This window comes from Vibrio bathopelagicus (assembly GCF_014879975.1).
Taxonomy (GTDB): domain Bacteria; phylum Pseudomonadota; class Gammaproteobacteria; order Enterobacterales; family Vibrionaceae; genus Vibrio; species Vibrio bathopelagicus.
In genome coordinates, this window is record NZ_CP062500.1 from 2,510,819 (window position 1) to 2,531,454 (window position 20,636).

Below are 20,636 nucleotides of genomic sequence, written 5' to 3' on the forward strand. Positions count from 1 at the left end.
TTTATATCTATGGAAAACAAGCGTTCTCTGTTAGAGTCGCCCTCAACTATGCTATGTAGAGTAAAGTGTGCTTTATCAAATCCAATACATTTGATTGGAGCCATATTCACTCCCAGATACCTTTTTAGGACTACCCTGTGACTAACAATGAAATCTTGCGTCGTATTCAACACGCACTAAACCTTAAAAATGCACAAATCATCAAAGCTATTGAACAAGCTGACGTTACCGTTGCTCACGATAAAGTAATCAACTGGCTGAAAGACGATAACGACAAGTCATGCGCAACGATGAAAGACAAAGAGTTAGCGGTATTTCTAAATGGTTTCATCAACCTGAAGCGTGGCAAGAAAGAAGGTGAGCAGCCAAAACCTGAAGTTGCACTAACGAACAACATGATTTTCATGAAGCTACGTATCGCGCTAAACATGAAAGCTGAAGATGTACTTGATGTACTTGAAATTGTTGGTGTGAGCTTAAGTAAACACGAGATCGGCGCTTACTTCCGCAAGCCAGAAAACAAGAACTACAAAGTGTGTGAAGACCAATTACTTTGTGATTACTTAAATGGCGTTCAGTTCACTAACCGCCCAGACTCAGAAGAGTTTGCAGGGTAAGTTACGACTCATAAGTAAGTTATTACACACAGGTAACTTACTGCCTATTGGTAAGCTGTTACCAACTAGCGATAAATAAAAAGCGGCGAGATAATCAAATTATCTCGCCGCTTTTTTGTTTTCTTTACGTCGTTTACTTAATAAGTAAACCAACCGTACTTTAATGAAAAGACTTAGCTGTCGTCTTCAGTAAAGTTTGTTGGCAACGTTGTTTTCATCTCGTTCCAAATCTGTGCGCTTGCGATACCGTAGTTACGAATCACAAGTGGTAAATTCTCTCGTTCACCACTTTCACAAATAACAAACAAGTTTTTGTAGAACTCCATGGCTAAACGACGAGCTTCCGGGTTAGAGAAGTAGTAGCTGCCAACACGGTCATACAGTTTACGAACGCCGTTAAAAATCAGGCCGTAAATTTGGTTACCAGAATGGAATGCTAAACGTTGGAAAAGCATGTAATCATAAAAATTAAACGTCTTAGCAACTAAGATCGTTTGGCGCTTCGCTTCATCTTTTTCTACGTCTTCTTTCACTGATTGTTTGATCTTGTCAGCATACGGAGAAGACTCAAGGAATTCATCCCATGTCGGTGCCGCAAGTAAAGCTTCACAAGATTCAATCACGTTAGTAATAGTACGCTCAGAAGCTTCTTTATTTGCTTTAAATGCATAACGCATAAAGATAGGACTGATATTGGTACGTGCAGCAAGCAAGTCTTCGACCATTTTACTTGCGTTATCAACGTCCAGCGTCATTAACGTATCTAGAATATGAAGACCTGAGGTTTCCATAAACTGGTTAACTTTAGTTGGCTTGCCGTGTTGGATCGTCAACCAACCATCACGAGCAAGACGCTGTAGTACTTCACGAAGCGTAGTACGTGTAACACCAATCAGTTCAGAAAGCTCACGCTCTGCGGGCAAGATAGAACCTGGAGCGAAACGGCCATTCCAAATACTTTCAATGATATACTTTTCTGCAAATCCTGCCGGGCTCTTCGCCTTAATGACCATCTACACTTCAATCCAATTTAATTATTATGTTCTAATTTACTCATCATACCACTAGTCTTACCTAGCTGAAATACCCCCAAAAACTTTACTCACCCAAATATAACAATAGAGCTAAAGCTCTAAAGTTCAGTACACGTTTGCACCTAGAGTTTGGAAAGCAAGTGACTATAAACCATCATTCCAACAACTCATTAACACAACAAAAAACGTTAAAAATCAACGATATTGGTCATATTTAAAGGGTAATTAAAATGCAATATTAAGTTGTAATAATCACACATAAACAGTCTTTATTATGTTGATTTCAATCATTTCGCCGAAATATTGATTCTAGTCGGTTTTTATCACATTTTAAGTGGTATGCTTGCGCTACTTTGATCGCGTTTCTCAACAAAAAAGAGGTATTTTTAGTGCTACAGGGCTTTTCCTGTTGACTAAATGTTATCTAAGAGTAGAGTTGCGCTCAAAAATAAGCAGTGCTTGAGTTTCTAAGGGAGTGACTTGGCAAGACCACAGAACATTACATGGAATGTAGTTTTTCTAAGTCACTGTTAGTTATAGTTTTTAATCAATTTTATAGCTCGATTCTCAAAATGTTGTATTTCTTTTCTATTCATAATCAACATAAAAGAGGATTTACATGCCGATGTCTCTCGGAAACGCTTTTATCAAGAACTTTCTTGGTAAAGCTCCTGATTGGTATAAACTTGCCATCATTTCCTTTTTAATCATCAACCCGTTTGTTTTTTTCCTAGTTGACCCATTTGTTGCGGGCTGGCTGTTAGTGGTTGAGTTTATTTTCACTCTAGCTATGGCTCTAAAATGCTACCCTCTTCAACCGGGTGGTTTATTAGCTATTCAAGCAGTCGCCATTGGCATGACTAAACCTGAAATGGTTTATCACGAGCTCCAAGCAAACCTTCCTGTATTACTCTTGCTCGTATTCATGGTTGCTGGTATTTACTTCATGAAAGAACTGCTTTTGTTCATTTTCACGAAGATCTTACTTGGTATCCAATCCAAAGCCTTACTCTCTGTCGCTTTCTGTGTCGCAGCTGCTTTCTTATCAGCATTCCTAGATGCATTAACGGTAATCGCCGTTGTAATCAGCGTTGCTGTTGGCTTCTATTCTATCTACCACAAGGTGGCATCAGGAAAAGGCACTACGTCTGCACACGATCATACCCATGATGAAGAGATCTCTGAGTTAACTCGTGATGATTTAGAAAATTACCGTGCTTTCCTACGTTCACTGCTTATGCACGCAGGTGTGGGTACAGCACTCGGTGGTGTAATGACCATGGTAGGCGAGCCACAAAACTTAGTGATTGCTAAGCAAGCCGGCTGGGAATTCGGTGAATTTATCATCCGTATGCTGCCAGTAACATTGCCTGTATTCATCTGCGGCATTATCACTTGTGCACTTGTAGAGAAATTCAAAGTATTTGGCTACGGTGCAGAACTGCCAAATAACGTTCGCCAAATCTTAGTTGAATTTGACAACAAAGAACGCGCAAACCGTACAAAACAAGACGTAGCAAAACTATGGGTTCAAAGTGCAATCGCAGTTTGGCTTATTGTTGGCCTAGCGCTTCACGTCGCTGAAGTAGGTTTGATTGGCCTTTCAGTTATCATCTTAGCCACGGCGTTTACTGGTGTAATTGAAGAGCACTCGATGGGTAAAGCCTTTGAAGAAGCGCTACCATTTACTGCACTTCTTGCTGTCTTTTTCGCTGTCGTTGCGGTAATCATTGACCAGGGACTATTTAAGCCAGTGATCGATGCAGTACTTCACGTTGAAGATAAAGGCGCACAGCTTGCACTATTCTATGTGGCCAACGGTATCTTATCGATGGTTTCAGATAACGTGTTCGTCGGTACGGTTTACATCAACGAAGTGAAAACTGCACTGGTTGAAGGCATCATCACTCGTGACCAATTTGACCTACTTGCTGTTGCTATCAACACAGGTACTAACCTACCTTCTGTTGCTACGCCAAACGGCCAAGCTGCATTCCTATTCTTATTAACATCGGCACTTGCCCCGTTAATTCGACTGTCTTACGGCCGCATGGTTATCATGGCTTTGCCATACACTATCGTACTGGCTCTTGTGGGCCTTGCTGGTATCGTGTTCTTTGTTGAACCGATGACAGCTTGGTTCTACGATGCAGGTTGGATCATTCAGCGCACTGGTGAAGTCGTTGCTCCAGTGGTTTCTGGTGGTCACTAATCTGATTTTGTGTTGCGAAACACAATAAGTGTATCTAACTAATCAAAAATATTAGTTGATTAGGAAACTTATCCAAGATAAAAAGCTCTGAGTATTCAGAGCTTTTTTATTTTATAGACGGGATTAAATTCGTGAACTTTTTTGCAATGCTCAAAGACTTCTCTAAGGGACGTTTATCTTGGCTTTTACTGCTGGCTTTCATACTATTTTTTGAAGCATGCGCCCTTTTCTTCCAGCACGTAATGATGCTTGGCCCTTGCGTGATGTGTATCTATGAGCGCGTTGCCATGCTTGCTATCGGTGTCGCTGCAATGATTGGTGCTATTGCGCCAAATAATCCGATATCACGTTGGTTAGGCCTTGCTGGTTGGGGATTTGGCGCATACAAGGGTTTGATGCTTGCTTTAGAGCACGTTGATTACCAGTTCAACCCGTCTCCTTTCGCAACCTGTGATTTATTCGTCACCTTCCCTAGCTGGGCACCTCTAAACCAATGGGCTCCGTGGATGTTTGAAGCTTACGGCGACTGCAGCAAAGTTGTTTGGCAGTTCTTAGATCTTTCTATGCCTCAATGGCTGGTCATTATCTTCGCGGGTAACTTGGTTGCTTTCGGCTTTGTTGTAGTTTCTCAATTCGTTAAATCAAAGAATGACTAACAATTAGCTCATCATGTTCAGAAACGTAAAAGTCGACCAATTGGTCGACTTTTTATCACTTAAGCTTTTATCACCGAAAAAAAGTCTGTTGTTCACTCAGACTTAATTTGTCAGTCATGCGCTATTAGCTGTTTTTACCACAGCATTGCTTGAATTTTTTGCCACTTTCACACGGACATAGATCGTTTCGACCAATGTCTTTAAATGGGTTCACGCTTTGTGACTTATTACCCAGCATGGCTTCATCTGCCGCAAGTGCCACTTCAGAAATCATCAAATCAATCTGACCAACCAAGTCTGCAAGCGATGGCGGATTTTGAAGGCCAGCAGCGACCATTTGCTGTTGGGTTTGTTCTTCATCAATCGCCAGCATCAATGTAGTTAACAGCGCTTGTAGCATACGTAGCGTACCATCCGCCACTGTCACACTTTGCCACTGCTCTTCGATCGTTGGCCAAACCATCATAAAGCCTTCAGCGAAATCAGCGAATTGCTCGTTAAAGTCACCTTCCGCAAACACATCTGCTAGTAAGTATTCACTACGCTGAATCAGGTTGTGCTGACGGTTAATTTGTTCTGTCACTATTGTTACCAGCTCTTTACCCGCTTCAGGCGCGACGATAGCTAGCCATTCTTCTGGATCTAATGGTTTAGTCGCTAGATTAGACGCAAGAATCGCACCTTCAATAAACTGCGGTGTAATGTCTGTGACTTGTTCTGGTAGGCTTAATAATTGATATGTCATGAAAGCTCTGGATATTGGGGCATTTTCGATATTATAACGTTATCCCCGCTAAGATGTCGCCAACCACTTCCCTCTGTTTTCTAACCGACAATCATACGCAAACCATTGCTATTCAAATATTATTGCATTTTCACTTATTTCGCTTTGATAATCAGAATCTTGGGTGTAAAACGCTGCCATAAACATTCAGTTACATTTAGGCGTATTCAACATGAAATCAAAATCCCAAGGTTTTACATTACTCGAACTTGTTGTTGTGATCGTTATTTTGGGTGTTTTAGCAGTCACCGCTGCGCCTCGTTTTCTTGGTGTTCAGCGAGATGCTCATGAAGCATTAGCGCAAGGTGCGTTTTCAGCGTTCAGAAACAGCATTGATATGTACCATTCACAATGGCTTGTCGATGGTGAACCAGATTTCGACCAAGTGGTGAATTATGGTGAAGGCGATGTATATCCGTCTGAAACTGGTTTTCCAATCTCGGTTCGAGAGCAAGTACCAACTGCGCCTCCAACAGTGGAAGGCGATCAATGTGTAGCACTTTGGAATTCTCTAATTGATTCTGATCTTATCGCGCGTTCGCAATATGATACTGGCTTTATTCTACCTTCTGACGAAGCCATTGTTAGTTGGTATACAGGAACACCAGAATGCTATTACTACTACACGCCAAGTTTTACCGCATCCGAACGCTTGCCTATTCTTTATTATTCTCCGATTACCGGAGAGGTAAGAGTAACGCGTGAAATGGCAAACACCGCTCCTTAGTGACAATCTACCTAACACACCGTACAATCACGCCTCCTAATTTTAGGATGACAATTTTGGACAAAACATGCGAGTAATACTGGGCCCTATGGAGGGCGTTCTTGATCATCTAATGCGCGAAATTCTTACAGAGATTAATGACTATGACCTCTGTGTCACAGAGTTCGTACGTATCGTTGATCAACTTCTTCCCCCGCATGTTTTCCACCGTATTTGTCCTGAATTACATCAAGGTTCTCAAACCATGGCAGGTGTACCTATTCACCTGCAGCTTCTTGGACAGCATCCAAATTGGATGGCTGAAAATGCCTTCCAAGCGGCCAGTTTAGGCGCTAAAGGCATCGATATTAACTTTGGGTGCCCTGCGAAAGCGGTAAACAAAAGTAATGGTGGAGCGTCACTGCTAAAAGAGCCAGAGCTCATCTATCAAGTAGTGAAAGCTTGCCGTGAAGCGGTACCTGCTCACATTCCCGTGTCCGCTAAAATTCGATTAGGTTGGGAACACCCTGAAGAGTGCTTTGAAATTGTCGACGCTATCGAGCAAGCAAAAGCTGACGAACTCACCGTGCATGCACGAACCAAAGTTGGCGGCTATAAAGCCAGTGAAATCAAATGGGATTACATCAATCAAATAAGAGAGAAAACCTCTCTACCGTTGATCGCAAATGGGGAAATTTGGAACTATCAAGATTGTCAAGATTGCATTGAGGCAACAGGCGTCGACTCATTAATGGTCTGCCGCGGCGCTTTTAATATTCCAAACCTTGGTAATGTCGTTAAGCACAACCACCAGAAAATGCCGTGGGATAAAGTGATCGCGCTTTTACTGCGCTATTCAGAGTTTCAAATTAAGGGGGATAAAGGCATGTACTACCCCAATAGAGTGAAGCAGTGGTTTGTCTATTTAAGTAAAGGTTACCCTGAAGCGAACGAACTGTTTAAAGAAATTCGTACTTTCAAGAAAGCGCCGCCTATCGTGGAGCGCCTACAACGTTATCAAGAAGAGCATTTCCACTCAGCTTAACTACGTCTTAGCCTAGAAGAGCCATCAGCCTTTCTCCTTCTTAACAGCACTAGACTTCAATAACGTGGTTAAAACTCGATTCGGTCTTTACCGGTCGTCTTAGCCACGTACAGTTTTTCATCGGCGTACTTAAATATCTCTTCAAAATTGAGTTTGCTTTGCTCTGTTTCAACAATACACACGCCGCCAGATACCGTGAAGCCATTAGGGGTGATATCCGCAGATTTAGAACAAACCGCACTTTTTACGCGTTGTAATGTTCTGATCAATGTTTCTCGATCATCGCCTTTCATGTAGACAACGAACTCTTCACCACCAAATCTTGCTGCAACATCACTACTTCGAATGCTATTGCTTATCTGGCGTGACATATAGCGGATTACATCGTCACCTTTATCGTGGCCAAAGGTGTCATTTATCGACTTGAAATCATCGATATCGAACACCGTTAAAGCAAACAACTGATCATGTTCCACACTGCGCCAAAACGCTTCTAAACCACGTCGATTCAATAACCCTGTCATTGGGTCTTTGGCTGCAAGTTCTTTGAAATAGCCACGTTCGATATTGGAATTAACATAAAAGAAAATCGTAACCGAGAACAGGTATACGATAATAGCGACGATTAGGCTGTCTTTTTCATGTATAAAGAAGTTCTTTAGCTCCGCAACTAAATCAAATTCGTAATACATTGCATGGTGAGAGGCGACACCTTCTAATTCAATCTCTCGGTACAGAACGGAGTTATCGCTAGGTAACGTACGAGTTGTATCGATGATATCAATCCGTCCCGCTAAATTTTCGCTCGCACTCTCGAAAAGTTTACTCGCATCGATATCCACGGATAACATCCCTTGGTGTTCACCTTTATGAAAAACGGGGATCGTCATGCTCATGGCTCGCCTTAGCGAATCTAAACGATAAGCTGGCCCTGACAAGGTTAATTTCTCTGGGTTATTTGCTGTTTTTTGCCAATATGGACGGCTCTTAATCGTTGAGAGTAGTTCTTTGCTTAAGCCTTTAGCAAAATCTTCAGGTGAAGAGATAACATACCCTTGGGAAGCGATGAAGTTGACCCCAGCATGGTACTTATCCAATTGAGACAAAAAAGAAAGGATTGGCGCTAGTGAGATTTTTTCAGATGCGCTTCGGTAGCTATCGCTCGACTCGGTGCATAGCATCTCATCACCAACGAGCATGTAGTCGATGTCTACAGAAGGGATGTCTGTGGTTTTTCCTTCTGCCAACAACAGTCCATCAATAGGCCAGATTTGACATAAACCACCAATCACTTGCTTGTTATGGTCTAACGAAAGTGGATGAGTGGATTTGTAATAATTTGAAAAGCTATAATCAAGCGCAGTCACGACCTTAGTCGTGCGGCTAAAGACATCTTCTACTCTGTGAAACTCTCCAGATATCTCTTGTCTTACACCTTCAACATGATTTTTGGCAATGATACCAAACAACATGGCTGCAATGATCGCGGGAAAACCAAATACAAAGGTAAGGCTAAAGTGCCTGTTAACTTTCATATAATATGCTCTTAGCGCTTAGCTATTTTCATTTATCCCGTTAATATTATGACATTAATCAGCAAACCTATCGATGTAAAATAATGTAAATTCATATTAACGGCATAGCTGACGGCCAAATAGTTAATAATAAATGAATAAAATAATCACTTATAAAAGAATAAATTAGAGCAATGTAGCCATTATATTGAGTTAATTCCCCGTTCCTCTTCGTTAATTTCAATTCTGTTAACAAAGTAATTTATATACCACGTATAGTCACCATTCTGCCTATTTCTATCGGCTAACAATCGCACGATCGATCACAGACTGAGGAAGGGTTACACCTAGTTCACGAGCCGCTTCCAAATTGACGACAAGCTGAGAGCTCTTCGCTGTTCTCACATTCAACTTTCCGGGCTTTTGTCCCTCAAGTATCGCTGCCACATAATCTGCGGTTTGAACGCCTACGTCATAATAATCTAGCCCTAATCCAGCAATGGCGCCTTTCCCTACATAAGATGTTGCCCCAGCGACGACAGGAGTACCCGATTGATTTGCTGCTTGGATTAGATCTTCAATACCGCTTGCTACCGTGTTGTCGGTCAGCGCGTAGATAACATCTGACTTCTTAGCGACAGATTCAGCTTTTGATTCCACATCATCAATAGTCAGTGCCGTTTCGGTATAAAGTTTGAGTCCATTCGCTCGCGCTGCTTTCTTCAATAGCTTAATCAATGCAACCGCATTGGCTTCTGCAGGATTGTAGACAACACCAATTGAACTTGCCTTGGGGAGTAGTTCTTTAATCAAAGATACGTGTTGCGACACAGGAGAGAGATCAGAAAGACCGGTCACGTTTTTTCCGGGGTTATTTAGCTGTTTGACTAGTCTTGCACCGATCGGGTCGGTTACAGCGGTAAATACGATTGGAATAGATCGGGTCGCGGAGACCAATGCTTGCGAGGTAGGTGTTGCTATACCAACTAATACGTGAGGGTTTTCGCTAGCTAACTCTCTTGCTATTTTTGCCGCTTGCGCTGGACTACCATCGGCCATCTCATAGGAGAACTCTAGATTTTTTCCTGGCTCATAACCTTTCGCTCTTAACCCTTCAAGAAGCCCCAAACGTGTCGCGTTCAGATCAGGATGGTCGACAACTTGTGAAACCGAGACTTTGGCGATATTTGCCATCACGTTGCCAGTCCATAGCAACAGAAAACAGCTCAAAGCCGCCGTTAATATTCTTCTTACAGAACCCATCAATACTCCCTTCATCAAGCTCTCGTTGTTATTGCTCGATCGAAAGAGAACAACACCAAATTCATTATTGATAGTATTACCAGTAACCATTGATAAGTTGAAGTGATATTTAACAAAAACACAACAAGGCTCGAATTATGTGAGAAAAGGTAAGTTTGATTGAGTTAGTGGGTAAGAAACGAAGTGAATAACAAGAGATAAGTGAAACGAATAATCAAGATTAAACGGAACGAATCTGAGAACAAGCCATCATTGATGTGCAGTTGTCCTCAGACGATGGGAAAGATCAGATATTCTTAGAACCAACGTTCCATTGAAGATTTATCTAACTGGCGGAAGGCGCGATTCAAAATAATCGCCAATTCTTTATAACGAGGGCGTGGTTTCATGGGTTCCAATGCAAAACCCGTTTCACTGATCTTCTCATGCAACTCTCGATACCAAGAAACCAATGCTGGCGGTAATTGAGTGTTCGAACGGTTACCTAACCACCACATGCCTTGAAGTGGCAAACTGATCGCAAACAACGCCATAACCACAGCTTGCGGCATCGCATGATAATTGTTGAAGACCATTTGTGTAAGAATACTAATAGCAGCTATCGCTGGCATCACTTTCACACCAAAACGAGTGGCTTTAATGATGCGCTGTTCAGGGAAGATAGCGTTTAACTCTTTTCGAACAGGCCAGAGATCCATGTACTTTTGGCCATCTTTTAAACTGCTCGCTAAACCAACTCTATTACTCATATGAGTCTCCCATTAAAAAAAAGTTGAAATCATCAACTAAAAACACAAAAATTTGACGAAAAATAATATTCTTTCAAATTTTTTTGTTATATTTGCACAATATCGCTATTATTTGCAGACCTCAATCTCATTGTTGCCCTTATTTACAATTTAAGCAACTTTGGGACGACTTCTGCAAGGAATGCAAAAGCCTCTTTTTCTGAAAAAGTGCGCTTTCACTTTAATACGGAAATTAACGTTTTTTTGACCAAGGTTAGTACGCAAGCCTATGTGCTTCGACTATTCTTGAGATTAATTTTCATCCTTAACTGATTTCGATCAGAAAAATAAACAGGTAGTCATTAATGTCTAAGCTAGTTTTAGTTTTAAACTGTGGTAGTTCTTCTCTTAAATTTGCTGTTGTTGATGCAGAAACAGGTGCTGAGCACCTAACTGGTCTTGCTGAGTGTCTTGGTCTTCCAGAAGCTCGTATGAAGTGGAAACTTGATGGCAAGCACGAAGCACAACTAGGCGCGGGCGCAGCTCACGTAGAAGCACTATCTTTCATGGTAGAAACTATTCTTGCTTCTAAGCCTGAGCTTAAAGCTAACCTTGGCGCTATCGGTCACCGTATCGTACACGGTGGCGAGCAGTTCACTTCATCTGCACTTATCACTGATGAAGTACTTAAGGGTATTCAAGACGCTGCAACTTTTGCACCTCTTCACAACCCAGCTCACCTTATCGGTATCGAAGCAGCTCAAAAGAACTTCCCTGGCCTACAAAACGTTGCTGTATTTGACACTGCGTTCCACCAAACAATGCCTTCTGAGTCTTACCTATACGCTCTACCGTACAACCTGTACAAAGAGCACGGCATCCGTCGTTACGGCATGCACGGTACTTCTCACCTGTTCATTACTCGTGAAGTTGCTGGTCTACTAAACAAGCCAGTTGAAGAAGTTAACATCATCAACTGTCACCTAGGCAACGGCGCATCTGTATGTGCAATCAAGAACGGTCAGTCTGTAGATACTTCTATGGGTCTTACTCCTCTTGAAGGTCTAGTAATGGGTACTCGTTGTGGTGACCTAGATCCTGCGATCATCTTCCACCTACACGACGCTCTTGGTTACTCTGTTGAAGAAATCAACAACATGCTAACTAAAGAGTCTGGCCTAGCGGGTCTAACTGAAGTGACTTCTGACTGTCGTTTCGTTGAAGACAACTACGGTGAGAAAGAAGAAGCAACTCGTGCAATGGACGTGTTCTGTCACCGTCTAGCTAAGTACGTTGCTGGTTACACTGCAACTCTAGAAGGTCGTCTAGACGCAATCACTTTCACTGGCGGCATCGGCGAGAACTCTGGCCCAATCCGTGAAATGGTTCTTAACCGCCTAGGCATCTTCGGCATCGAAGTTGATGGCGAAGCTAACCTTAAAGCACGTTTCGGCGGCGAAGGTACTATCACTACAGCTAACAGCCGTATCCCTGCAATGGTTATCTCTACTAACGAAGAGCTAGTAATTGCTGAAGACACTGCGAAACTAGCAGGTCTTTAATTGATTTTTCTGACTAGCTTCACTCGAAGCTAGTCAGTTTTTCATACTACGAAAATGGGGCTCAACTTCTATTCCTACCCCAATTTAAATATCGGTGGGAATAGCAGTTGAGCTTTTTTTATTTCCAATAGTCAAAGGTGTTCGTCAATGTCCCGTACTATTATGCTTATCCCTACAAGCGCTGGTGTTGGTCTTACTAGTGTTAGCATGGGTGTTCTTCGCGCTATGGAGCGTAAGGGCGTAAGTGTTTCTTTCTACAAGCCAATCGCTCAACCTCGCAGCGGTGGTAACCAACCTGATTTAACGTCTACTATCATCAGTGCAAACAGCGACATTAAGATTGGTGAGCCAATCGCAATGACTAAAGCTGAAGCTTTGATCGGTAGCGAAAAAATGGACGAGCTTCTAGAGTCTGTTGTTGAGCAATACAACAAAATCAACAAAGACGCAGAAGTAACGCTAATTGAAGGTCTAGTACCTACTCGTAAGCACCCATTTGCTAACCAAGTGAACGCGGAAATCGCTAAAACACTAGGTGCAGAGATCGTATTCGTTGCGACTCCGGGTACATACAACCCTATCCAGCTTAAAGAGCACATCGAAGTAGCATGTTCTAACTTTGGCGGCACTAAAAACAAGAACATCTCAGGCGTTATTATTAACAAACTGAATGCACCTGTTGATGAAGCTGGCCGTACTCGCCCTGACCTTTCTGAAATCTTCGATGATGCAGATAGCGCTCAACAAGCGAACCTTGAAGTAATGCAAATCTTCAACTCTAGCCCTATCCGTGTTCTTGGCTGTGTGCCATGGAGCATCGACCTAATCGCTACTCGTGCGGTTGATATGGCTAAGCACCTTAACGCTGAAATCGTTAACGAAGGTGAAATCTCAACTCGTCGTATTAAGAGCATCACTTTCTGTGCACGTTCTCTACCGCACATGATTGAGCACTTCAAGCCAGGTTCACTGCTAGTAACTTCTGCAGACCGTCCTGACGTTATCGTTGCTGCGGCTCTTGCTGCGAAAAACGGTGTTGAAATTGGCGCAATCCTACTGACTGGCGGTTACGACATTCCAGAAAGCATTGCTAACCTTTGCGCACCAGCATTCGCTTCAGGTCTACCGATCTTCAAGGCTCAAGGTAACACTTGGCAGACGTCTCTTAACCTACAGAGCTTCAACCTAGAAGTACCTGCAGACGATAAAGAGCGTATCGAATTCGTTAACGATCACGTTGCTAGCCACATCGATGGCCCTTGGATTGATTCTCTATCTGAAGGTACTCAAGGCATTCGTCGTCTAAGCCCACCAGCATTCCGTTACCAGTTAACTGAATTTGCTCGTAAAGCGGCTAAGCGTATCGTTCTTCCTGAAGGTGATGAGCCACGTACTGTTAAAGCAGCTTCTATCTGTGCTGAGCGCGGTATCGCAACTTGTGTGCTTCTTGGTAACCCAGACGAAATCCGTCGCGTTGCTGCACAACAAGGTGTTGAACTAGGCGCTGGCGTTGAGATCATCGATTCTGCATCTGTTCGCGAAAACTACGTAGCTCGTCTAGTAGAACTTCGTGGCGCTAAAGGTATGACTGAAGTTGTTGCTCGCGAAAAGCTAAATGATTCAGTATTCCTAGGCACTATGATGCTTGAAGCGGGTGAAGTTGACGGTCTAGTTTCTGGTGCTGTTCACACAACGGCGAACACAATCGTTCCTCCGTTCCAGATCATCAAGACTGCACCTGATGCTTCTATCGTATCTTCAATCTTCTTTATGCTTCTGCCTGATCAAGTGCTTGTATACGGTGACTGTGCGATCAACCCAGATCCAACAGCTGAGCAACTTGCTGAAATCGCTATCCAATCTGCTGACTCTGCAGCGGCATTCGGTATCGACCCACGCGTTGCTATGATCTCTTACTCTACTGGTGAATCTGGTAAAGGTGCAGACGTAGATAAAGTACGTGAAGCTACCAAACTTGCTCAAGCGAAACGTCCTGATCTTGTGATCGACGGTCCTCTTCAGTACGACGCAGCAATCATGGAAAACGTAGCCGCTTCTAAAGCGCCTAACTCTCCAGTTGCAGGTAAAGCGACAGTATTCGTATTCCCAGACCTAAACACTGGTAACACGACTTACAAAGCTGTACAGCGTTCAGCAGACCTAGTGTCTATCGGTCCAATGCTTCAAGGTATGCGCAAGCCAGTAAATGACTTGTCTCGTGGCGCTCTAGTAGACGATATCGTTTACACAGTAGCTCTAACGGCTATCCAAGCAGACCAAGCAGCTCAAGCTGAAGAAAAAGTAATTAACTAATTTTCTAATACTGTTTAGTCTTTAGAGAATTAAGTAATAAAACCCTAGATATACGTCTAGGGTTTTTTTTGACTCAAATAAGGTATACCATTCCAATTAGATATTTTATTAAGTGAATCCCATGTCTATAGAATTTGCCAATAACATTACGATTAGAGATCTTGTACTCAAAAATGTGAGCATTATACTCGCGCTGTTCGTTCTCGTTGTTGCCATGACAAACTTCTTCATTAGCCATGATTACGTCTTGGGAATGATGGAAATACTAATTTCGTCAACCTTCGTCCATGTCTATTACAAGGTTAAGAAAAATCAAAAGCTTTCTTGGCAGCCGCTTGCTATTGCCGCAACGGTAACTATCGGCTTGCTTTACGGGTTCGCCAACACTAAAACCAATTCAGCTATAGTGATGTGGGTTTATGTTTTACCAGCCCTTTATCAATTACTCTTCGATAGGCTTGTTGGCTCAATCGCCACCTTTTCAATGCTAGTGGCAACCACACTCATTTACTTCCCAAACTTGTTTGTTCAGGATGTTTATCCTTTTGCTTTAGTGAATTTTCTGATTCCTTACGTAATGATCTGGGTTATAGCCTATAACCACGAAACGATCCGATTAGGCGTGCAACAACGTTTAGAGCAACTCGCGAAGACGGACACCTTAACCGGTGCAGGTAACCGCTTAGCACTCCAACAATATGTCTCGAATGAATTACGCAACAGTACGACTTGCTACCTTTTACACTTTGACTTGGATTGGTTTAAATCAGTCAACGACCTATACGGCCATAGTGCGGGTGATGAAGTGCTTAAAGCCGTTGTTCAACTAGCAACAATGACGCTTCCAAGCAGCAAAGTTTATAGAGTGGGTGGAGAAGAGTTCTGTATTATTTTTGGTGCAAAGGATTTTGACAGTGCTTTGAACAAGGCTGATCGAATCAGATATTCAATTGAAAAGTTGAAAGTAAAGAAAGACCACAACGTAATCTCTGTGACCATTAGCGGTGGTTTATTAGAGTTGCCTAAAGTATATATGGGTAATGAACTAGACCAAGCCTTACAAAGAACAGATATCGCACTTTACAAGGCTAAGGCGTCGGGAAGAAATCAGATTATTAAAGCCTAGCCTCGTCCATGCGCTGACTCTAAATCTAGTGCAGGCCCTTTCGGCACAACTTGGGTTGGGTTGATACCTGTGTGGCTGTAATAGTAGTGACGTTTGATGTGATAAAAATCGGTCGTCTCTTTGATGCCTTCTATCTGGTAGAGCTCTTTTAAATAGCCCTGAATATGGACGTAGTCTGAAATTCGCTGCTTGTTACACTTAAAGTGGCCAACATACACTGCATCGAATCTAACTAAAGTGGTAAACAAGCGCCAGTCTGCTTCTGTGATGTCATTACCCGCTAGATAACGATGTTCACTCAGATGCGCATCTACTTTATCTAACGCCTCAAATAACGCGTCATACGCTTCTTCATAAGCTTCTTGTGTGGTTGCAAAGCCAGTACGATAAACACCGTTATTGATGCTTGGATAGATATAGTCATTCCACTCATCAATCTTCTTGGCTAGCTCCCACGGATAATAATCATCGGTGTTGCCTGTTAACTCATTAAATTCTGAGTTGAACATGCGGATAATTTCAGAGGACTCGTTACTGACGATGGTGTTGGTTTTCTTGTCCCACAGTACTGGAACCGTTACTCGGCCTGAGTAGTCAGATTTGGCTTGAGTGTAGATTTGGTGCATCCGAGTATGACCAAACAGAGGTTCAGGCAAACCCATTTGCCAACCTTCATTCATCATATCGGGGCAAACCACTGTCACGTCAATATGATCAGTTAGGTCTTTCAGCTCTCGGAAGATTAAGGTTCGATGTGCCCAAGGGCATGCTAACGATACGTATAGATGATAACGGCCACTTTCTGGCTCAAATTGCGCACCGGTCTTATTCTCGATCCAACTGCGAAAGCCCGCATCTTCACGAACGAACTTACCACCGCTTTCTTTGGTGTCGTACCACACATCGTGCCAAACACCTTCAACTAACTTGCCCATATCCAAACCTCTGTCATCCACACTTTTCTTTAGTATAAGAAAAGCCAACTGTTTCAAAACTAGAAGAAGTTGGCTTAGTTGTTCGAATTATTTGAAGAAGGTTGTTGAAGAGGAATGTTGGGCACAAAAAAAGCGCAACTCATAAAAAAGTTGCGCTTAAGCCTGTCACAGGCTGAACCGTTTTAAATGGCTTCTAGACTTGTACGTGCAAGCAAGATACTGCGTGTACGTCATCGCCTTGAATAGTTGGCTTGGTTTGCGCGCAGGCCTCGGTTGCTTCAGGGCAACGAGTACGGAACACACAACCTGATGGTGGATTAATTGGTGATGGGAGATCACCCTCCAGCATCTGAATCGTTTTGCTGCGCTCTAAGCGTGGGTCTGGAATCGGAACTGCAGACATCAGTGCTTTGGTATATGGGTGTTTAGGGTCAGAGAACAAGGCATCTGATTCACCTAGTTCAACAGCATTACCTAAGTACATCACCAATACACGGTCAGAGATGTGCTTAACCACTGACAAATCGTGCGCGATGAATACCAAAGACAAACCTAACTCTTTCTGTAGTTCCATAAGAAGGTTAACTACTTGAGCTTGGATAGATACATCCAGAGCAGAAACCGGCTCATCACAGATTATCATCTTAGGCTTCAAGATAAGTGCACGTGCGATACCAATACGTTGACACTGACCACCAGAGAATTCATGTGGGTAACGGTTGATTACGTTTGGTAGTAGACCAACCTTTGCCATCATCTCTTTAACTCTGTCCTTCACTTCCTGTTTAGAAAGCTCAGGATAGAAAGTTTGTAGAGGCTCAGCAATAATGTCTCCAACTGACATACGTGGGTTAAGCGATGCTAGCGGATCTTGGAAGATCATCTGAATCTCTTTACGAGTCTCACGACGCTTCACTTCCTGCATCTTAGTCAGATCTTGACCTAACCACATAACCTCGCCTTCAGTTGCCTCAACTAAGCCAATAATTGCGCGTGCAAATGTTGACTTACCGCAGCCAGACTCCCCTACCACACCCAGAGTCTCACCTTCGTAAAGGTGAACATCAACACCGTCAACCGCTTTAAGATTTGATGGTTTAGCCCAAGGCCAAGCTGACTTAGCCGCAATGCTAAAGTGAACCTTAAGGTTTTTAATATCTAATAGTAATTCTTTACTCATTTTGTCCAAGTCTCCCAATCAGAAAAACAAGCACGCTGGCGATCTTTCGCAAATGGCTGCAAAATTGGTGCTTCTTGCTTACAACGGTCCATTACACGGTGACAACGCTCCTGATAAGGACAACCGGTTGGTAGACGAAGTAAGTTGGGTGGGTTACCTGGAATCGTCGGTAGAATCTCACCTTCGGTATCCAAACGAGGAATTGCTTTAAGCAGGCCTTCCGCATAAGGGTGGCTAGGCTCATAGAAGATTTCATCTACCGTGCCATATTCCATGGTACGACCCGCGTACATCACAAGTACTTTGTCACAAGAGCCCGCAACCACACCCAAATCATGGGTGATCATGATGATTGCTGTATTGAACTCATCTTTAAGCTCGTTCAACAATTCCATGATTTGCGCTTGAATGGTTACATCCAGTGCCGTTGTTGGTTCATCAGCAATCAGTAGTTTTGGACGACATAGCAAAGCCATTGCAATCATCACACGTTGACGCATACCGCCAGAAAATTCGTGTGGATACATGGTAATACGTTTACGTGCCTCAGGGATTTTAACCGCCTCCAGCATACGTACTGATTCTTCGAACGCTTCCGCTTTGCCCATGCCTTTATGCAGCATAAGAACTTCCATCAGCTGATCACATACTTTCATGTAAGGATTCAGTGAAGTCATTGGGTCTTGGAAGATCATCGCGATCTGTTCAGCGCGAACTTTGTTCAGTGCTTTCTCAGGTAGATTGAGAATCTCATTACCTTCAAACTTTGCACTGCCTGAGATGATGCCGTTCTTAGCCAGCAGTCCCATCAGTGCAAATACCGTTTGAGATTTACCCGAACCCGACTCACCAACAATACCCAGCGTTTCGCCTTGGTTGAGTGAGAAGTTCAGGTCGTTTACTGCGGTTACGGTACCATCTTGCGTGGTAAATTCGACGCGCAGATCTTTGACATCTAATAAGCTCATTATTGCTTCCTTAATCTTTTATAGCTTTTAATTGCTATTTCTTTATCTGTCTTTTGGATCAAGCGCGTCGCGCAGACCATCACCTACGTAGTTAAAGCAGAACAGCGTAACTACCATGAATGCCGCTGGGAATGCCAGTTGCCAAATAGCAACTTCCATTGTTTGCGAGCCTTCTTGTAATAGCGCGCCCCAACTTGTCATAGGCTCTTGAACACCAAGACCAAGGAAAGATAAGAATGATTCTGTAAGGATCATGCTCGGGATAAGTAGCGTTGAGTAAACCGCAACAATACCCAATACGTTCGGTACGATATGACGTGTAATGATTTTCCATTTGCTGACACCACATACGTGCGCAGCCTCAATGAATTCTTTACTACGTAAACTCAACGTTTGACCACGTACGATTCGCGCCATATCGAGCCAAGCAATCGCGCCGATAGCAACAAAAATAAGTACGATATTACGACCAAAGAACGTCACCAGTACGATCACTAGGAACATGAATGGTACGGCGTATAGAATCTCCAGGATACGCATCATCACTCGGTCAGTACGACCGCCAATGAAACCTGAAGCTGCACCGTAAAGCGTACCTATCAGTACTGCTACGAATGCGCCCATCACACCAACCATAAGAGAAATACGGCCACCGATCATCGTACGAACGTATAGGTCACGACCTAAACTGTCAGTACCAAACCAGTGATCAGCATTTGGGCCAACGTGCATTGCGTACCAGTCAGTATCATCATAAGCATGCTGCGCCAACATAGGTAAGAAGATTACCGATAGCACCATGATAATTAGAATGAACAGACTGATCATCGCCGCTTTGTTGCGCATAAAACGAATACGCGCATCCTGCCACAAACTACGACCTTCAATTTCCAAACTTTCAGAGAATTTTTCGATCGCTTCTAAGTTTTCTTTTTTCTTCAACATAACCATGCGTCCCTGCTAGTAGCGAATTTTCGGGTCAATAAGCGCTAGTAAAATATCAACGATTGCGTTGAACAAGATGAATAGGAAACCAATCAAAATGGTTACACCCATTACTAACGAATAATCACGGTTAAACGCGGCGTTAACAAACAGCTTACCGATACCCGGTAGGCCGAAGATGGTTTCAACAACAACTGAACCTGTGATGATACCTACGAACGCAGGCCCCATGTATGAAACAACAGGTAGCATTGCTGGCTTAAGCGCATGTTTAAGAACGATATAACGGTAACTTAGACCTTTAGCACGAGCTGTACGGATAAAGTTACTGTTTAGGGTTTCAATCATGCTACCGCGAGTGATACGAGCAAAGGTTGCTACGTATAGAAGAGACATCGCGATAACGGGTAGGACGATGTACATGTACGTACCACCGTGCCAACCACCTGCTGGAAATATATGCCAGTGTAGAGAGAATAGGTAAATAAGCGCTGGTGCCAACACGAAGGATGGCATCACCACCCCGAGCATGGCGGTCGACATTATGGTGTAGTCGATCCAAGTGTTGTGCTTCAAGGCGGCAATGGTTCCGACCGTTACCCCCATCAATAGTGTGAAGATAAAGGCAACAAAACCTACCTTCGCCGATACTGGAAGCGCAACGGCAATCAGCTCATTTACTGTGTAATCTTGATATTTAAAAGATGGACCAAAGTCACCCTGAAGGATGTTGGTCAAGTACGTGGTGTACTGTTCAAATACAGGTTTATCTAAGCCGTATTTAGCTTCGATGTTAGCCATAACTTCTGGCGGTAATGGACGCTCGCTTGAAAACGGGTTACCCGGTGCGAAACGCATGAGAAAGAAAGATATAGTGATCAACACCAACATGGTTGGAATCGCTTCAAATATCCTTTTCATAATGAATTTAAGCATAAACTCACTCTTTCAGTCTGTGACAATTAAAATTAGAAAGACGCTACATGCGCGCCCTGCGCATGTAGTGTCTGTATCGTTATAGTTATATTAACTTTTTAGAATCGAAGCT

At 43.1% G+C, this 20,636-nt stretch carries 18 protein-coding genes; 8 read left to right on the top strand and 10 right to left on the bottom strand.

All coding sequences use genetic code 11. The features are described from left to right. Window positions 1-137 precede the first annotated feature (137 nt). Complete coding sequence (locus IHV80_RS11000) at window positions 138-617, top strand: YehS family protein (RefSeq protein WP_192889078.1); 480 nt, start codon at window positions 138-140, stop codon at window positions 615-617. A gap of 173 nt (window positions 618-790) precedes the next feature. Here IHV80_RS11000 and fadR read toward each other — a convergent pair whose 3' ends face one another. Beyond that, entirely contained in the window at window positions 791-1,630 is an 840-nt protein-coding gene (fadR, locus tag IHV80_RS11005; protein WP_192889079.1) for a fatty acid metabolism transcriptional regulator FadR, read from the bottom strand. A 640-nt stretch (window positions 1,631-2,270) separates the two neighbouring features. Between fadR and nhaB the strand changes: the two genes are divergently transcribed. Next, complete coding sequence (nhaB, locus tag IHV80_RS11010) at window positions 2,271-3,863, top strand: Na(+)/H(+) antiporter NhaB (RefSeq protein ID WP_192889080.1); 1,593 nt, start codon at window positions 2,271-2,273, stop codon at window positions 3,861-3,863. Between the two features lie 131 nt (window positions 3,864-3,994). Continuing rightward, the gene (dsbB, locus tag IHV80_RS11015) at window positions 3,995-4,519 is read left to right on the top strand and encodes a disulfide bond formation protein DsbB (protein WP_192889081.1); all 525 of its coding nucleotides are present in this window, start codon (window positions 3,995-3,997) and stop codon (window positions 4,517-4,519) included. Window positions 4,520-4,643: 124 nt separating this feature from the next. Here dsbB and IHV80_RS11020 read toward each other — a convergent pair whose 3' ends face one another. Then, entirely contained in the window at window positions 4,644-5,264 is a 621-nt protein-coding gene (locus IHV80_RS11020; protein ID WP_017111100.1) for a YecA family protein, read from the bottom strand. A 211-nt stretch (window positions 5,265-5,475) separates the two neighbouring features. On the opposite strand from IHV80_RS11020, the gene IHV80_RS11025 reads away from it, so the two are divergent. Both IHV80_RS11025 and dusC read left to right on the top strand, forming a co-directional pair. Continuing rightward, window positions 5,476-6,030, top strand: a complete 555-nt coding sequence (locus IHV80_RS11025) for a prepilin-type N-terminal cleavage/methylation domain-containing protein (protein ID WP_192889082.1) — start codon at window positions 5,476-5,478, stop codon at window positions 6,028-6,030. Between the two features lie 67 nt (window positions 6,031-6,097). Further along, on the top strand, window positions 6,098-7,054 hold the full coding sequence (dusC, locus tag IHV80_RS11030; protein WP_192889083.1) for a tRNA dihydrouridine(16) synthase DusC: 957 nt from the start codon (window positions 6,098-6,100) through the stop codon (window positions 7,052-7,054). A 68-nt stretch (window positions 7,055-7,122) separates the two neighbouring features. On the opposite strand, the gene IHV80_RS11035 is transcribed toward dusC, so the two are convergent. From IHV80_RS11035 to yfbV, 3 genes are all read right to left on the bottom strand, one after another. Next, window positions 7,123-8,589, bottom strand: a complete 1,467-nt coding sequence (locus IHV80_RS11035) for a sensor domain-containing diguanylate cyclase (protein ID WP_192889084.1) — start codon at window positions 8,587-8,589, stop codon at window positions 7,123-7,125. A gap of 276 nt (window positions 8,590-8,865) precedes the next feature. Continuing rightward, the gene (locus tag IHV80_RS11040) at window positions 8,866-9,831 is read right to left on the bottom strand and encodes an ABC transporter substrate binding protein (RefSeq protein ID WP_192889085.1); all 966 of its coding nucleotides are present in this window, start codon (window positions 9,829-9,831) and stop codon (window positions 8,866-8,868) included. Between the two features lie 296 nt (window positions 9,832-10,127). After that, on the bottom strand, window positions 10,128-10,580 hold the full coding sequence (gene yfbV / locus IHV80_RS11045; RefSeq protein ID WP_017084030.1) for a terminus macrodomain insulation protein YfbV: 453 nt from the start codon (window positions 10,578-10,580) through the stop codon (window positions 10,128-10,130). A 344-nt stretch (window positions 10,581-10,924) separates the two neighbouring features. On the opposite strand from yfbV, the gene IHV80_RS11050 reads away from it, so the two are divergent. The 3 genes from IHV80_RS11050 to IHV80_RS11060 all read left to right on the top strand — a co-directional run bounded on the left by IHV80_RS11050 (window position 10,925) and on the right by IHV80_RS11060 (window position 15,560). Next, window positions 10,925-12,121, top strand: a complete 1,197-nt coding sequence (locus tag IHV80_RS11050; RefSeq protein WP_122046999.1) for an acetate kinase — start codon at window positions 10,925-10,927, stop codon at window positions 12,119-12,121. A 147-nt stretch (window positions 12,122-12,268) separates the two neighbouring features. Further along, window positions 12,269-14,434 carry a phosphate acetyltransferase gene (gene pta / locus IHV80_RS11055; RefSeq protein WP_102266328.1) on the top strand — a complete coding sequence of 722 codons (2,166 nt, stop codon included), beginning with the start codon at window positions 12,269-12,271 and terminating at the stop codon, window positions 14,432-14,434. Between the two features lie 121 nt (window positions 14,435-14,555). Beyond that, a complete protein-coding gene (locus IHV80_RS11060) occupies window positions 14,556-15,560 on the top strand; it encodes a GGDEF domain-containing protein (protein ID WP_192889086.1) in 1,005 nt (334 codons plus the stop codon). Here IHV80_RS11060 and IHV80_RS11065 read toward each other — a convergent pair. The 5 genes from IHV80_RS11065 to oppB form a co-directional block, all read right to left on the bottom strand. Beyond that, window positions 15,557-16,495 (bottom strand): glutathione S-transferase family protein, encoded by a 939-nt coding sequence (locus tag IHV80_RS11065; protein WP_192889087.1) that lies wholly within the window; start codon window positions 16,493-16,495, stop codon window positions 15,557-15,559. The genes IHV80_RS11060 and IHV80_RS11065 overlap by 4 nt on opposite strands. A gap of 193 nt (window positions 16,496-16,688) precedes the next feature. After that, window positions 16,689-17,675 (bottom strand): murein tripeptide/oligopeptide ABC transporter ATP binding protein OppF, encoded by a 987-nt coding sequence (gene oppF, locus IHV80_RS11070; RefSeq protein WP_004734019.1) that lies wholly within the window; start codon window positions 17,673-17,675, stop codon window positions 16,689-16,691. Beyond that, a complete protein-coding gene (oppD, locus tag IHV80_RS11075; RefSeq protein WP_192889088.1) occupies window positions 17,672-18,643 on the bottom strand; it encodes an ABC transporter ATP-binding protein in 972 nt (323 codons plus the stop codon). The genes oppF and oppD overlap by 4 nt, the downstream gene beginning before the upstream one ends. A gap of 42 nt (window positions 18,644-18,685) precedes the next feature. After that, complete coding sequence (oppC, locus tag IHV80_RS11080; protein ID WP_065111287.1) at window positions 18,686-19,588, bottom strand: oligopeptide ABC transporter permease OppC; 903 nt, start codon at window positions 19,586-19,588, stop codon at window positions 18,686-18,688. 15 nt (window positions 19,589-19,603) lie between these two features. Further along, a complete protein-coding gene (gene oppB, locus IHV80_RS11085; protein ID WP_004734022.1) occupies window positions 19,604-20,524 on the bottom strand; it encodes an oligopeptide ABC transporter permease OppB in 921 nt (306 codons plus the stop codon). Window positions 20,525-20,636: the final 112 nt, after the last annotated feature.